The sequence below is a fragment of the Shewanella sp. KX20019 genome, assembly GCF_016757755.1.
GTDB lineage: Bacteria > Pseudomonadota > Gammaproteobacteria > Enterobacterales > Shewanellaceae > Shewanella.
Genome location: NZ_CP068437.1, coordinates 3,670,510 through 3,686,552 on the forward strand (window position 1 = coordinate 3,670,510; position 16,043 = coordinate 3,686,552).

15 protein-coding genes are annotated in these 16,043 nt (G+C 43.0%); 4 read left to right on the forward strand and 11 right to left on the reverse strand.

The genetic code is table 11. The annotated features are described in order from the left end of the window. Nucleotides 1-27: 27 nt before the first annotated feature. The 8 genes from rseP to rpsB form a co-directional block, all read right to left on the reverse strand. Nucleotides 28-1,398: a sigma E protease regulator RseP gene (gene rseP, locus JK628_RS15885; RefSeq protein ID WP_202285737.1), complete on the reverse strand. Its 1,371-nt coding sequence runs from the start codon at nucleotides 1,396-1,398 to the stop codon at nucleotides 28-30. A 14-nt stretch (nucleotides 1,399-1,412) separates the two neighbouring features. Beyond that, nucleotides 1,413-2,603, reverse strand: a complete 1,191-nt coding sequence (gene ispC / locus JK628_RS15890; protein ID WP_202285739.1) for a 1-deoxy-D-xylulose-5-phosphate reductoisomerase — start codon at nucleotides 2,601-2,603, stop codon at nucleotides 1,413-1,415. A 4-nt stretch (nucleotides 2,604-2,607) separates the two neighbouring features. Continuing rightward, nucleotides 2,608-3,465 carry a phosphatidate cytidylyltransferase gene (locus JK628_RS15895; protein WP_202285741.1) on the reverse strand — a complete coding sequence of 286 codons (858 nt, stop codon included), beginning with the start codon at nucleotides 3,463-3,465 and terminating at the stop codon, nucleotides 2,608-2,610. Between the two features lie 20 nt (nucleotides 3,466-3,485). Continuing rightward, the gene (gene uppS, locus JK628_RS15900; protein ID WP_202285743.1) at nucleotides 3,486-4,286 is read right to left on the reverse strand and encodes a polyprenyl diphosphate synthase; all 801 of its coding nucleotides are present in this window, start codon (nucleotides 4,284-4,286) and stop codon (nucleotides 3,486-3,488) included. A gap of 173 nt (nucleotides 4,287-4,459) precedes the next feature. Next, nucleotides 4,460-5,017: a ribosome recycling factor gene (gene frr, locus JK628_RS15905; protein WP_202285745.1), complete on the reverse strand. Its 558-nt coding sequence runs from the start codon at nucleotides 5,015-5,017 to the stop codon at nucleotides 4,460-4,462. 269 nt (nucleotides 5,018-5,286) lie between these two features. Continuing rightward, entirely contained in the window at nucleotides 5,287-6,015 is a 729-nt protein-coding gene (pyrH, locus tag JK628_RS15910) for a UMP kinase (protein WP_202285747.1), read from the reverse strand. Nucleotides 6,016-6,163: 148 nt separating this feature from the next. After that, nucleotides 6,164-7,012 carry a translation elongation factor Ts gene (tsf, locus tag JK628_RS15915; protein WP_202285749.1) on the reverse strand — a complete coding sequence of 283 codons (849 nt, stop codon included), beginning with the start codon at nucleotides 7,010-7,012 and terminating at the stop codon, nucleotides 6,164-6,166. A 133-nt stretch (nucleotides 7,013-7,145) separates the two neighbouring features. Next, nucleotides 7,146-7,874 (reverse strand): 30S ribosomal protein S2, encoded by a 729-nt coding sequence (rpsB, locus tag JK628_RS15920; protein WP_202285751.1) that lies wholly within the window; start codon nucleotides 7,872-7,874, stop codon nucleotides 7,146-7,148. 296 nt (nucleotides 7,875-8,170) lie between these two features. Here rpsB and map point away from each other — a divergent pair, with 296 nt between their 5' ends. From map to JK628_RS15940, 4 genes are all read left to right on the forward strand, one after another. Further along, nucleotides 8,171-8,971, forward strand: coding sequence for a type I methionyl aminopeptidase (gene map / locus JK628_RS15925; protein ID WP_202285753.1), 801 nt, complete (start codon nucleotides 8,171-8,173; stop codon nucleotides 8,969-8,971). 214 nt (nucleotides 8,972-9,185) lie between these two features. Further along, a complete protein-coding gene (gene glnD, locus JK628_RS15930; protein ID WP_202285755.1) occupies nucleotides 9,186-11,741 on the forward strand; it encodes a bifunctional uridylyltransferase/uridylyl-removing protein GlnD in 2,556 nt (851 codons plus the stop codon). A 34-nt stretch (nucleotides 11,742-11,775) separates the two neighbouring features. Then, nucleotides 11,776-12,600 (forward strand): 2,3,4,5-tetrahydropyridine-2,6-dicarboxylate N-succinyltransferase, encoded by an 825-nt coding sequence (gene dapD, locus JK628_RS15935; RefSeq protein ID WP_202285757.1) that lies wholly within the window; start codon nucleotides 11,776-11,778, stop codon nucleotides 12,598-12,600. Nucleotides 12,601-12,810: 210 nt separating this feature from the next. Then, a complete protein-coding gene (locus JK628_RS15940) occupies nucleotides 12,811-13,152 on the forward strand; it encodes a DUF3718 domain-containing protein (RefSeq protein ID WP_202285760.1) in 342 nt (113 codons plus the stop codon). 57 nt (nucleotides 13,153-13,209) lie between these two features. Here JK628_RS15940 and purU read toward each other — a convergent pair whose 3' ends face one another. The 3 genes from purU to truC all read right to left on the reverse strand — a co-directional run bounded on the left by purU (nucleotide 13,210) and on the right by truC (nucleotide 16,038). Further along, a complete protein-coding gene (purU, locus tag JK628_RS15945; RefSeq protein ID WP_202289847.1) occupies nucleotides 13,210-14,043 on the reverse strand; it encodes a formyltetrahydrofolate deformylase in 834 nt (277 codons plus the stop codon). 427 nt (nucleotides 14,044-14,470) lie between these two features. Then, nucleotides 14,471-14,935, reverse strand: coding sequence for a flavodoxin (locus JK628_RS15950; protein ID WP_202285762.1), 465 nt, complete (start codon nucleotides 14,933-14,935; stop codon nucleotides 14,471-14,473). 278 nt (nucleotides 14,936-15,213) lie between these two features. After that, entirely contained in the window at nucleotides 15,214-16,038 is an 825-nt protein-coding gene (truC, locus tag JK628_RS15955) for a tRNA pseudouridine(65) synthase TruC (RefSeq protein WP_202289848.1), read from the reverse strand. Nucleotides 16,039-16,043: the final 5 nt, after the last annotated feature.

Below are 16,043 nucleotides of genomic sequence, written 5' to 3' on the forward strand. Positions count from 1 at the left end.
CACTTCTAATTATTTGTCTGTCCTTGCTCAGAGTCGGGAAAAGTCATTGAAGAGCGCTACACTCATCAACATCAACAGCAATGCTGCCCCAAATCTGAATCCAATTTCCTGAACCTTTTCAGGTACAGGCCTGCCTGTTATCACTTCAACGAAGTAATACAAAAGGTGTCCTCCATCTAGCACTGGCAAAGGCAAAAGATTAATAATGCCCAAGTTCACGCTAATCAAAGCAAGAAAACCTAAAAAGTAAACCAACCCGACATTAGCACTATTTCCTGCACCTTGTGCAATAGAAATTGGCCCACTCAGATTTTTAACTGAAATGTCACCAGTAAATAACTTGCCGATCATCTTAATGCTGACGGAGACAAGTTGCCATGTTTTATCTACTGCAACCGGAAATGAGTCTAAAAAACCATACTCTAGTTGTAACTTCATGTTTTCTGGCCAAGGTTCTGCTGTAGGAGCCACTCCTATCACACCTTCAATTTGGCCGGCAGCGTTTTCACGTGACTTAGGTGTCACTTTAAGTGTGAGCTGCTCTCCGTCTCTTCTCACCGTGAGATCGACGCTTTTATCTGCTGACTGTTGAATTATTTTAACAAATCGTTGCCATTCGGTATAACGCTCGCCGTCAATCGCAACCAATATATCGCCCACTTTTATGCCTGCAAGCCCAGCGGCTCCATCTTCACTAACCATGGCTAGTGTCGGCAAAATTTGTGGTCGGTACATGCCTAAACCAATAGCCGTTATCGGTAATTCTTTTTCTGGGTCGAATTTCCAATCCCGAGTATCTAGCGTATATTCTTGCTCACCCGTGTTAGTGCCTTCGAGGCGGCTTAACGGCGCGACTGATATTGTGACCTGCTCATTACCTATGTGACCAGCAAGTGCGAGATTCACCTCTTCCCAGTCTCTAACTTTTTGGCCGCCAACGGATAGCACTTGTTGAGGCTCTTTTACAATAATTTGCGCAGCTGGCGAGCCGGCTATCGTAGAATCTATTATCGGTTTAATTGCCGGTACACCAATTAGATACATGGCGTATAGTGCGATAATGGCGAAAATGAAGTTTGCTATTGGGCCGGCACTGACAATAGCAATGCGTTGCCAAACATTTTTTCGGTTAAAGGCTTGATCTTTTAGCTCTTCCGGCACGTCATCGACACGCTCATCAAGCATCTTGACGTAACCACCAAGAGGGATCATCGCTAACACATATTCAGTGCCATCCTTACCTGTTCGGCGCCAAATTGCTTTACCAAAACCAATTGAAAAACGCTCAACCTTAACACCGCATTTTCTTGCCACCCAAAAATGGCCATACTCATGTGCGGCAATTAAAATGCCGAGTGCAACAATAAAAGAACCTAGGTTCCAAAAAAAATCTATCATTCCCTTCCTCTGAACTAGTTGAGTTGACTAACCGCTTCGAATGCATATCGACGTGATTGGCTATCAAGCGCCATAATATCGTCAATATTGGTTAATGAATCTGCTGTTACGTTCATCAAACTCTGTTCATTGATTTTTGCTATATCGGTAAAACGTATCTTGCCATCTAAAAATGCTTGTACTGCAATTTCATTAGCGGCATTTATCACTGTGGTCGCTTCTTGTCCCTGTTTACATGCTTCTATCGCTAACGCCAAACAAGGGAAACGATTAAAATCAGGTTCTAAGAAGCTTAACTGTCCGACTTTGAAAAAGTCTAAAGGTTCAACTCCTGAGTTAATTCTCTGCGGAAACGACATACAATGAGCAATGGGAGTACGCATATCTGGGTTGCCCAATTGCGCAATAACAGAGCCATCACGGTACTGCACCATAGAGTGGATCACGCTTTGCGGATGGATAACCACCTTCAGCTGCTCGGCACTGGCATTAAATAACCAACGGGCTTCGATATATTCCAAGCCTTTATTCATCATGCTCGCTGAGTCAACAGAGATTTTACGGCCCATCGACCAGTTAGGGTGCTTACAGGCTTGCTTTGGAGTCATCGATGAGAGTGTTGATAGATCAGATGTTAGAAAAGGTCCACCAGATCCTGTTAGCAAGATGTGTGATACACCAGCGGCCGTTAAATCACATCGACCAACCTCCAACTGGTTTCGCTCAGACAAGCATTGGAAAATCGCATTGTGCTCACTGTCGACCGGCAAAACTTGTGCACCAGATGCTTGCATCGCCTCAATAAAGAGTTCACCGGACATTACCAGAGACTCTTTGTTTGCCAATAATACTCGCTTACCCGCTTTAACTGCAGCAAGGGTCGAAGGCAAACCAGCCGCACCGACAATTGCCGCCATGACGGTATCAACTTCTGCACTACTGACAAGTGATAAAAGCTCATCTTCCCCTGTACTCACTTCAATGGCTAGATGATTTGGTAGCTGCAACTTAAGCTGATTAGCGGCTTTTGCATCAACCATATGCGCAACTTTAGGGCGGTGCTTAATGCAGATCTCGAGCATTTTTTCAACATTGGTATTGGCCACTAATGCAAATACACGATATTGCTCGCTATTAGCCTCCATGACGCTTAACGTACTCGCACCAATAGAGCCTGTCGCCCCTAAAACCACCATGTTTTGCATATAGTTACATCCAAAAAGCTATATAGATTAAGGTGAACACTGGTAATGCGGCCGTTAAGCTATCAATGCGGTCTAATATCCCACCATGACCCGGTAAGATCGTGCCCGAATCCTTTATCTTAGCCACTCGTTTAAACATACTTTCAGACAAGTCACCAACTGCAGATGCTAGCGCGGTAAATAAAGTCACAGCAATCAATAAACCAAGCTCTTGTTCAGGTGAAAAATACATCACACCAGCAACAATTAACATCGTTGTTGCAAGTCCACCTAGTAAGCCTTCGATGGTTTTCGCAGGGCTCACATTTGGCATCAGCTTTCGTTTACCAAATGATTTACCCGCAAAATAAGCACCAGAATCAGTAGCCCAAACAACTAGCATCACTAAAAATACTAAAGTGCCACCGTAGTAAGGAGATGCTTCAGTACTTAACGCTTTGAGAGACAATAAAGAAACAAAACATGGGATTAAGGTAAGCTGGCCGAACATGGATTTAAGCATGTGGCTCTTTTTCCAAAAGCCTGCACTGCGCGGATACGAGATCACCATCATAAATGAGATAAGCCACCACAGCCCGCCCATTGCTATCACCCCTAAGAATATGGGGTGCATCATACCTTTAAACCAAATCTCGTCGGCTGGCACCATAATATTGAGCGCGATCAGCAGAACACCAATAGTGATGGCGAAGCTCCACTGAGTCATTTCACACTGACTATCAATGATACGCCCCCACTCCTTAGCGGCAATTAAAAAGACTCCCAAAAGTGCCCATGAAAAGTACTCAGTCGGCAAGCCAAATATGGCACCGAAAACTAAGGGGATTAACCATATTGCTGTTATTATTCGTTGTTTTAGCAAAAAACTGCCCTCATTTATAATTACAAAGCGCGAATAGTATCAATTTGAGTACCAGTCAAACCGAAACGGCGCTGTCGGCTAGCAAACTTAACGACGGCATCTTTGAAAGCATCCTCGTCAAAATCTGGCCATAACGTGTCAGTAAAGACTAACTCCGCATATGCTGCCTGCCAAAGTACAAAATTACTGATTCGACAATCGCCACCGGTGCGGATCATTAAATCAACTTCAGATTGATTATGCATGCATAGCTGCTCATTTAAAGCTTCTTCGGTGAACTGTTCGCTACTCATCTCACCCGCTTCAACTTTCACCGCCAGCTTTTGTGTTGCTTGCATAATGTCCCAACGACCACCATAGTTGGCCGCTACATTTAACACCAAATCACTATTTTTAGCCGTCTTCTCTTCTGCCACTGCAATTTGCTTCTGCAGACGCGCAGAGAAGCGACTAATGTCACCGATAATATTGAGTCGCACACCGTTTTTAGTCAGCAACTTTAACTCGCGTTGCAACACCGTAAAAAACAGCTCCATTAACAAGCTGACCTCTTTATCAGGTCGACGCCAATTCTCACTGGAGAAGGCGAACAAGGTTAATGATTCTACTCCTAGGGTACGTGCAGTACTCACCGCCCGTCTAACCGCCTTGACGCCAGCCTTATGACCAACAACTCTTGGCTTCCCTTGCGCCTGCGCCCAACGCCCATTACCATCCATTATGATAGCAACATGCTTAGGGATAGACTGTTTTACCAAAGCTGAAAAATCTTCTGGTAATGCCTCTGACAAATGAGTGTCAGATTGGGAATCGAATGACATCTATTACTACCCTTAAAAATAGACAAACGCCGTGTAGTATAACTCTACACGGCGTCTGAACTCTATAGCCCGTTTCTGTTTCACGCTTAATATTTACCCAACCATTAAGCTTTTAGCGTAAGGCGTGAGCAATAACGTACTACACGTTTTAACAAAGCGCTATAAAGCGAATATTAGAACTCCATCAATTCCTTTTCTTTTGCTGCTAGAATTTCATCAATTCTCTTGATGTGTGCATCAGTAAACTTCTGCACTTCATCTTCTGTACGACGAACGTCATCTTCTGTGCACTCTTTTTCTTTCTCTAGTGCTTTAACATCAGAGTTAGCATCACGACGTACATTTCGAACAGCAATACGGCTATTCTCAGCTTCTGCACGAACAACCTTAATCAGGTCCTTACGGCGCTCTTCAGTCAATGCAGGCAGAGGGATACGGATAGTTGCACCAGCAGACATTGGGTTTAAACCAAGATCTGAGCTCATGATTGCTTTTTCCACTGCTGCAATCATAGTACGGTCAAATACCGATACGTTTAATGTGCGAGCATCACCAATAGAAACGCTTGCAACCTGCTTTAGCGGCGTAAGAGAGCCGTAATACGGTACTTTAATGGTATCCAGTAAGCTCGGGTGTGCACGGCCTGTACGCACTTTAGCCATTTGAGTTACAGTTGACTCAATACATTTGTCCATGCGTGTTTGCGCATCAGTTTTAATTTCGTTTATCACGTTATATGTCCTTTTTAGTCACTAGGAGCTTATTGCCTTTGAAGGCCTATTAAGTTCGTTTCTTTGCGCAAGGCGAGTGTCAATCTGTAAAGCCTAGAATCAAAGCGCATTAAATGTATAATTAAAGCACTACACATTCCTTGCCACCGTATCAATGCTTTCTAGGTTAGCAGCTGCGAATGCAGAGTGGCACTCAACCTGAAATACATTGTCGAAACCTGTTCTATTTGCAGCTTAACACCCGCGATAGGCTAAGGCACTGCACTAAATTAACCTGCGTTAATAAGTGTGCCTTCTTGTTCGCCCATGATCACGCGACGCAATGCGCCAGGTTTATTCATGTTAAACACCAATAATGGCATGTTGTGATCTCTGGCCAAAGTAAATGCGGCCAAATCCATAATTTTTAGTTCTTTTTCGAGCACTTCGCTGTAGCCCATTTGGTCGTACTTAACCGCTTCAGGATTTTTCACTGGATCATCGGAATAAACGCCATCAACCTTAGTTCCTTTAATCACAATTTCTGCTTCAATTTCAATACCGCGCAAACATGCAGCAGAATCTGTCGTGCAGAATGGGTTACCCGTTCCAGCAGCAAAAATAACGACACGACCAGACTTTAACAAACTGATCGCTTCAGCCCAGTTGTAGTCATCACAAACACCTTTAAGCGGGATTGCTGACATCAAACGTGCATTGACATAAGCACGGTGCAATGAATCGCGCATTGCTAAGCCGTTCATAACCGTAGCAAGCATACCCATATGGTCACCGACTACACGGTTCATGCCGGCTTTTGCTAAACCTTCTCCACGAAACAGGTTACCACCACCAATGACAACACCGACTTGAATACCCAATTCAACAAGTTCTTTGATCTCCTGGCCCATACGATCAAGCACTTTAGGATCGATGCCGAAGCCCTCTTCACCCATTAAAGCTTCACCACTTAGTTTTAAAAGAACACGGCGATAAGCAGGTTTTGGATTGGTACTCATATTTATTAGTCCTGATAATGGCTTTAGGGAATTGTATACTCAAATAGCCTCACAATGCAGTACTCATGTCTAACATCATAAACTTATTTCAGTAAATACAATAAGACCGCAGCAGTTGCTACGGTCTTATGTTTGCTAAAAAAGGAGATTAACCTTTAGTTGCAGCGATTTGTGCAGCTACTTCAGCAGCAAAATCTTCTTCTTTCTTCGCGATACCTTCGCCAACTTCTAAACGTACGAAGTTTGAAACAGAAGCGCCTTTCTCTTTAAGAATTGCGCCAACTGTTTTCTTAGGTTCCATGATGTAAGCTTGGCCAGTAAGAGAGATCTCACCAGTAAACTTCTTCATACGACCGAAAACCATCTTCTCAGCAATCTCAGCAGGCTTGCCTTCGTTCATAGCGATTTCGATCTGAAGTGTTCTCTCTCTTTCAACAAGATCAGCTGGAACATCTTCAGGATTAACGAATTCAGGCTTAGAAGCAGCAACGTGCATTGCAATGTGCTTAAGAGTTTCTTCGTCAGCATCGCCGGCAACAACAACACCGATACGCTCACCGTGACGGTAAGAAGAAAGGTTTGCACCATCAATGTATTCAACACGACGTACGTTGATGTTTTCACCAATTTTAGTCACGAGTGCAATACGCGTTTCTTCAAATTGTGCTTTCAAGTCTTCAATAGTGACTTTAGATGCAGCAGCAACTTCAAGTACGCTGTTAGCAAATGCTAGGAAGTTTGCATCTTTTGCAACGAAGTCAGTTTGACAGTTAACTTCTAAAAGTGCAGCGTAACCTTCGCCATTCTTAATAAGAATAGTACCTTCAGCAGCGATGTTACCCGCTTTTTTAGCAGCCTTTGCAGCGCCGCTCTTACGCATGGCATCAATCGCAAGTTCGATGTCACCATCAGTTTCAGTCAATGCTTTCTTACAGTCCATCATGCCAGCGCCAGTGCGGTCACGAAGTTCTTTAACTTGGGCAGCAGTAATTGCCATTGTTAAATCCTCTACAAATAATTCTTCAAATTCAATAGATATAAAACAGGGGCCCCCCCACCTAAGATGAGAGCGCCCCTGTTTACCAATCAAGTACCTTGGTTAATAAGGGGGATGAAAATCATCAACCTTATTATTCAGCTTCTACGAAACCGTCTTGCTCAGCTTGAACAGCTAGGTCTTGGTTACGACCTGCTTTAGCAGCAGTAGCAACAGACTCAGTGTATAAACGGATTGAACGCATAGCATCATCATTACCAGGAATGATGTAGTTGATACCGTCTGGAGAAGAGTTAGTATCAACAACAGCAACAACTGGAATACCTAAGTTGTTAGCTTCTTTAATAGCAATATGCTCGTGGTCAGCACCGATAACGAAGATCACGTCTGGAAGACCAGCCATGTTCTTAATACCACCAAGAGATTTTTCTAGCTTCTCAAGTTCACGAGTACGCATAAGCGCTTCTTTCTTAGTAAGCTTGTCGAAAGTACCGTCAATTGACTGGCTTTCAAGATCTTTAAGACGCTTAATTGATTGACGAACTGTTTTCCAGTTAGTCAACATACCACCTAACCAACGGTGATCTACGTAGAACTGGTCACAAGAAAGAGCAGATTCTTTGATAGCTTCGCTCGCTGCACGTTTAGTACCAACGAAAAGAACCTTACCTTTCTTTGAAGCGATATTGCTGATAAACGCTAGTGCTTCATTGAACATAGGCACAGTGTGCTCTAGGTTAATGATATGAACGCCGTTACGTGCGCCAAAGATGAATGGCTTCATCTTTGGGTTCCAGTAACGAGTTTGGTGACCGAAGTGAACACCGGCTTGAAGCATTTCGCGCATTGAAACTGTAGTCATTTTATTTACCTTAAAGTTTTAGGGGGTTAGACCTCCACATATCCCATACCTTCGACCCAGTTAAGGGCACCCCGAAGAACGTGTCGATATGTGTGTGATTTAGTATTTATCGATAGCCATGTATAATGACCGTAATCCTGACCCTGTCGATTCACTCGAAGTGGAACGAACAAGAGTCAAACATAACGGCGCGCTTTATACCATATTACGAAAAAAAACACAAATATTTACGTCGTTTTAAGGCATAATCCTGCTATTGAAAGACGACAACTTAAAAGACATTAAGAGACATTTAAATGAGTATAGTAATTAAGACAGCTGAAGAGATTGAAAAAATGCGCGCCGCGGGTAAGCTCGCAGCCCAAGTTCTCGAGATGATTGCCCCGCATGTCAAAGCTGGCGTCACCACCAATCAACTAAATGATATCTGTGCAAAATTCACTGAAGAAAACGGCGCAACCTCTGCTCCGCTTGATTACCACGGTTTTCCAAAATCTATCTGCACATCGGTCAATGATGTGATTTGCCATGGTATCCCTAATGATAAACCGCTTAGTGACGGTGATATCATCAATATCGACATCACAGTCATTCTTAATGGTTTTCATGGTGATACTTCTAAGATGTTCTTCATCGGCGACGTAAGCCCTAAAAACACTCGTCTTTGCCGTATCGCACAAGAAAGCCTCTATGCCAGTATTAAGAAAGTCCGCCCAGGAATGAAGCTAGGTGAAATTGGTACTTTAATTGAAAAATTCATCAAGTCTAAAAAGACCGGATTAGAGAAGTACAGCATCGTCACGGATTATTGCGGCCATGGCATTGGTGCCGTATTCCATGAAGAGCCACAAGTTATGCATTACAAGAACAACGACAAAACCGTACTTCGTCCAGGCATGTGTTTTACTATCGAGCCGATGATAAATGCTGGACGCCACACTAGCGTACTCGACAAGAATGACAACTGGACAGTCACCACATCAGATGGTAAAAACTCTGCACAATGGGAGCACACCCTGCTTGTCACTAAAACAGGTGTAGAAGTACTGACGTTACGCGAAGAGGAAAAAGATTTACCTCGTATAATCAATCATTAAACGATTAACGTTAGTTGGTTTAATAGGCGTGAATCATCACGCCTATTTTGTATTCCTTATCGTAAAGTCAAATCTTTAAATAAACAAATCAGCCCTAAAACCTTACTGTTACTTATGCCGATATGATTTATCGCAATAAAGCGCTTCAAATTTACTTTTAATGCATAGATAATCACATCACACCAATGACAGTAGCGCATTAAAGAAAATATTGATGAATAGTGCCCAAACAGCAAAAAGCGTTCTTATCGATTTAAACAGCACATTACTCAATACGTTTAATGAGAGATCGGATATTCGTACGATCGTAAGCGAGCGCTGCCAGCATGTCGATGCACTGTTACAACAACAGTGGTTATCACATGGATTACAGCTATTCCCTATTGCACTCATTGCTGTTGGTGGCTATGGGCGCGGTGAATTACACCCTCAATCGGATGTCGACTTGCTGTTTCTTACAGAAGGTGAACTAACAACTGACGCCGAAGAAGCATTAAGTGCATTTATCGCCTTTATTTGGGACGCGGGTTTAGAAGTTGGCCACAGTGTTCGCTCCATAGATGACACTCTTTCACTGGGACGTGCGGATATTACCATTGCAACCAATCTGCTTGAATCTCGCTTGCTATGTGGCCCACAAGAACTATTTAGCAGTCTTTATTATGATATCCGCCAAGATGATTTTTGGCCAAGTAGCGACTTTTATGTCGCTAAACGTGACGAACAAATTGCCCGCCACGCAAAGGCCAATGCATTTGATTTAGAACCCAATTTAAAGAGCTGCCCCGGCGGACTACGCGACATTCAAACTGTCGCTTGGGTTGCAATGCGACACTTTAATGCAGACAAACTTGAAGATCTGGTCGTATATGATTTTCTTGAGCCTCATGAACTAGATGAATTACTCGAATGCCAAGATTTTTTGTGGCAATTACGCTGCTGTTTGCACCTAATCTCTGGACGAGATGAGAACAGACTACTATTTGATTTGCAGCCACAAGTTGCAGATTTAATGGGGTATGAGGACCATACTCAACTTGCTGTAGAGCAGATGATGAAGCGTTATTACCGCACAGTTAGGCGCGTAATGGAACTCAATCAAATGTTGTTGCAACTTTTTAAACGCGCAACGTTAGGCCATATTAAAGCGTTAGACGTGGTGGCCATTAATGAACAATTCCAGCGACGTGGGAAATTTATAGAGAGCCTTTATCCAGATCTGTTTGATGCACCAGAGAATATTCTGCAATTATTTCTCTGCGTTGCTAAAAACTCAAATGTAAAGTCTATTTATGCCGTGACTCTACGCAGTCTAAGGCTGGCCAGAAGATCGCTAAAACAACCACTAATGTTTGATGCACAATGCCGCGAACTGTTTATGGAGATATTACGTCACCCGCGCGGTATTGTGTCATTATCGTTAATGCACAAGCATGGAATTTTATCAGCCTACTTGCCAGCTTGGAGAAGTATTGAGGGACAGATGCAATTCGATCTTTTCCATGCTTACACCGTTGATGAACACACCCATAGACTGCTGCTCAATATCGAGCGTTTTTCACAGCCAGAACAAAAAGAAGAGTTCCCTCTAGGTTCGGTCCTCATCAATCAATTACCCAAAAAGGGGCTGCTGGTACTCGCGGCTATTTTTCATGATATAGGTAAAGGCCGAGGTGGCGATCACAGTAAGTTAGGCGCCGTTGACGCGCTCGAATTTTGTAAACTGCATGGCATGAATAACCATGACGGAAGACTTGTTAGTTGGCTAGTAGATAACCACCTAGTGATGTCCGTCACCGCCCAAAGACGAGACATATCAGATCCAGATGTCATCGGTGACTTTGCGGACAAAGTGCGTGATGCAGTCCATCTCAGCTATCTTTACTGTCTGACAGTGGCTGATATATGTGCCACTAATGAAAAAACCTGGAATAGCTGGAAAGGTTCCTTATTGCGTGACCTTTATTTCTCAACACAGCGAGTATTAGCACGAGGCAAAGAAAAACCCGTAGATATTCGAGCCCGCGTCCGTGAGCATCAAGCTAAAGCTAAAAAGGACCTTATACGCCGCGGGATTAAAGAGAAAGATTTAGATGTATTATGGCAACGATTTAAAGCCGATTACTTCTTGCGTCATCAACCAAATCAAATTGCCTGGCATGCTGAAGCTATTATCAAACATAAAAATGAAGAAACGCTGGTACTGATCTCTAAACACACCACTAGAGGCGGTACAGAACTGTTCATATATGGCAAAGATAAACCCAAGCTATTCGCTACCGTAATGGCGATTTTAGACAACAAAAATATTAACGTTCATGACGCAACGGTTATGACCTCGAAAGATAAATACGCGCTAGACTCTTTTGTTATTTTAGAACAAGATGGCAAGCCTGTTTCGCAGCTTTCACGGATCCAAGGCATTAAGAAAACGTTAATAAAAGCCTTAAGCAGTGATACGCCAAAGTTGCCAAAGTTCAGAAAACTTTCAAGAAAGATGAAACCTTTTAAAGTAGCGACTCAAGTCAGTTTCCCTCCTACCCGCCGCCATGGTACAAGTATGATGGAACTCAGTGCATTAGATTCGCCAGGACTACTAGCCAGAATTGGTGAAGTGCTGTATCGCTGCGAAATCCGACTACTAGCAGCAAAGATCACGACTATCGGTGAGAGAGCGGAAGATTTCTTTTTGTTACAAACCGCTGAAGACGAACAGTTAGATGAAGCGCAACAAATAGCATTACGAAAAGCACTAACGAGTGCTCTTTAAACTTATTACTAAACGATAATACCGGGAGAAGTTAATGGAGGCTTTACGCCAACGTATAGAGGCGGCTTTTGAAGCTCGCGCTGAAATAACCCCAGCATCAGTAGAACCAAGTGTTCGTACAGATGTTGAGAAAGTCATTGCAATGCTAGATAAAGGCGAAGCAAGAGTTGCAGAGAAAATTGATGGCGAATGGCATGTGCACCAATGGCTAAAAAAAGCAGTGCTACTCTCGTTCCGTATCTTTGATAATGGTGTGATCGATGGCGGAGAAACCAAGTACTTCGATAAAGTACCAATGAAATTTGCCGACTATGATGAAGCTCGCTTCAGAGAAGAAGCGATTCGTGTCGTACCACCCGCAGCCGTACGGAAAGGTTCATTTATCGGCAGAAATACTGTTTTGATGCCTTCTTACGTCAATCTTGGCGCTTATGTCGATGAAGGGTCTATGGTTGATACATGGGCCACTGTAGGCTCTTGTGCCCAAATTGGTAAGAATGTACATCTATCTGGCGGTGTAGGCATTGGTGGCGTGTTAGAGCCATTACAAGCCGGTCCGACGATTATTGAAGACAACTGTTTCATTGGTGCACGTTCAGAAGTAGTTGAAGGCGTGATTGTAGAAGAAGGCAGCGTTATCTCAATGGGCGTTTATATCGGCCAGAGCACACGTATTTTTGATCGCGAGACAGGTGAAGTTCACTACGGTCGTGTTCCAGCAGGCTCTGTCGTTGTCTCTGGTAATCTACCTTCAAAGTGTGGCACATACAGCTTGTATGCCGCCATCATTGTAAAAAAGGTTGATGCTAAGACTCGTAGTAAAGTCGGTATCAACGAGCTATTACGCATCGTTGACTAGTGAGTTCGATGATGTAATAAAAAACCCACTTCTTAGTGGGTTTTTTTATCCCCGTAGAATCACCCTCCAAAATGAAACATCTTGTAACCCACAGTCACATAATGAACCAAATTCCACACTTTGATACACATAGCTACACAATGGTTACAATGTTTTTCATCTGATGAGCTTTACTCAGTGGTGACCCCAATGGAAGCGTAGGAGATGGACATGATCAAGACACTCGTGATAGCAGCTGCCGCACTAGCAATGACATTTAGCGCTAATGCTGCAATGACACCTCATATGGAAACCGCACTCATATCAGTTTGTAAAGCAGGAGCCAGTAACCGCAACTATCAATTCAACAACACAATGAAGAGTTACCGTATCAATAAAAGTCGAATATTTCCAAGACTGGTTTGTAATGGTGAATCATTTTACAATTTTGCTCTAAATGCAGGCGCTGACAAAACTGCAGCAAAAATTGCGCCCTACACTAGAGGGAGAGTAACAATTAGAGATATCGCACAAACGGATCAAGACTATGAGCTTTACGTTGTTAATTTTTAATTTATTTTACTAGTAACAAGAAAGAGGCCTTCGCCAACTTCTTGTTGCTAGAGCATACTAAAAAACCACCGTTTTATTACCATAGACAACCACCCCTTCATTAATGACCAGCTGCAATGCCTTACTGAGTACGCTTTTTTCTACATCGCGGCCACATTTAGAGAGTTCCTCCACGCTATAACTATGATCAACAGAGATAACGTCTTGCTTAATGATTGGGCCTTCATCCAATGAGTTGGTCACAAAGTGAGCCGTTGCACCGATGATTTTGACTCCCCGCTCCCACGCCTGTCGATAGGGTGACGCACCGATAAAAGCAGGTAAGAAAGAGTGATGAATATTGATGATCTGATCAGGAAACTGACTCACAAAATCAGGCGTCAATACACGCATAAATTTAGCAAGCACAACGTATTCTGGCTCGTAGCTATTAATCACCTTCAACATTGCTTGTTCATGCTGACTGCGGTTCATATTTTCATGACTAATATAATGAAATGGCACATCAAACTTTTCAGTCAAAGCTGCAAGCAGATCGTAATTACCAACAACAGCAACGATCTCGGCATCTAGGGCACCCGAGTACGACTTAATCAGCAGATCGCCAATGCAGTGTGCTTCTTTAGTCACCATCACCACAATACGCTTTTTGCCAAGATCGACTAATTTAGTATGATTTTTAGACGGAAGTATGCTCTGTAGTTCAGCTAACAATCTAGCAGGTTCAAACACCCCTTCAAGCTCCGTTCGCATAAAGAAGCGTCCTTGAGGGTTATCTACAAATTCGCTATTTTTAACGATGTTGAGACCATGTGCAAAACACACACCAGTGATTTTAGTGATAAGCCCTGGCGCATCGGCACAGTCTATAATCAATACCTTTCGTTCCATATGCCCTCTCGCAGTCCAATCGCTCATATCTTGAGTGATATGAGCTGAATTCAACTTAAATGCCTTGATTAATTAAAACAACCTAGGCCAAACAAAAAACGAGATAAATCGACAATCTGTTATTAAAGTAATAATTATCTATGTATTAAAATGAAGAACCATCAATAAAGTTCACTAATCACCTAACAAGGCTGGCGAGTGCTAATCCGTTTAACCAGCTAAACCATTGATAAAATAGCGTTCCTAAAAATAGTACGATAAGTCAGACAGAATAATAACTAATCCAAATAGGAAGGTGGTAAATAATGAGGGATCTCACTTAGCGATCTAACGAGTGAGTCAACTTTATGCAGCCTGCACATTATCGATATAAAGCGCCACAAAATACACTTCAGCAATAAGGAGCCTAGTTGGCTCCTAAACAACATTAAGCCGCTAGGTCTTTATCAATCAACTCATTCCAGCTAGGCAACCAAGCTAATGCTTCGACTTCTGGCTCCATAGTTTCACCGGCATCGATCTTTAAGAAATCACCTAAACGTTTTGCCCCAAGCTCTTCAAAAAGCGCCGCGAGTTGCTCTGCTGCACCGCAAAAAGTGTCATAACTTGAATCCCCTAATCCAATTACACCAAACCTTAACTCAGGTAGGTATGGGGCTTTAGATTGCATATCGTAGAACCATGTTTGAATATCATCAGGGAGGTCGCCTTGGCCCGTTGTAGAACAGACAAGCAATAACAGTTCATCTTGAGGAGGGACAAACCCCACAAGCTCATCACTTTGATATAGCACAGCTTCACGCCCTAAATCTATTAATGCCTGTTGTAGAGTTTCTGCGACATACTGCGCGCCACCATAAACTGTTCCAAAAACTAGATTCACTTTTTTCATGTTTTACTTCGCCTAAAAGCCATTTAGTTATATTCTTAACATACTGTATCGATGAACATTGCTGCAAGCCTCGCAGCAATATAAAGTGAATGTGTACGAGGACGAGCCGTAATGAGACACTCTTGCAGACTAAAACACCGAAAACACCTTAATCGTTCAGCACATATCAGAAGAATGTGCTATTTCCATACAGTACAAAGTCTAAAGTCTTTGCAACTGGCCTATGATAACGCCCAAACTTCAACTAGCGAGCTAAAAGAGCGTTGTAAACCAGCCTCTTAACTATCAGCAATTTGAATGGCATTGTTTGTAGCAGACAATGCCTCTTCTTGCCAGCCTAGCCCTGCAAATAGGTCTAACCATTGCTGTTCGAGTTCAGTTTCAATATTAACTCGCTCACCCGTTCGAGGATGGTTAAAGCTCAATTTTTTGGCTATTAGCCATAATCGATTTACACCAAAGTGAGTTCTAAAAAATTTATTCTGCTTACCATCGCCATGAGTCGTATCCCCAAGTATCGGGTGACGCAAATGTGCCATATGACGGCGCAATTGATGCTTACGTCCAGTGTGCGGTGAAAGATGGACCAAGGCGTATCGACTCGTAGCATAGCGCCCTGAAGCAAAGGGGATCTCACTATTGAGTATCGGGCGATATGAGGTCACGGCATCTTGCGCTGCTTTATTAGGATCCACATCTTTATCACCTAACTCGTCCAGCTCTACTTTTAACGCGTAATCTAACGTAGCAGCTTCATGCATATTGCCGCGAACAATGGCTAAATACTCTTTGTCGATAGTGTGAGAGGCGAACTGTTCACACAACTCTCTGGCCATGTCACTGCTTTTAGCAAATAACAAAATACCCGATGTAGGCCTATCTAAGCGATGCACAGGGAAAACGTGGCAACCCACTATATCCCGTGTTAATTGCATTGCAAAAAAATGCTCTCGTCTCGCCAAATAACTACGGTGAACCAATAAACCTGCTGGCTTATGGATAGCAACAATATCATCGTCTTCAAATAAAATTTCAATATGAGGTGCTATCTCACTCTCAGGCTCTAGTTCCTCGAGCTCAAGCGGCTTATCTAACTCATCAATTTTAG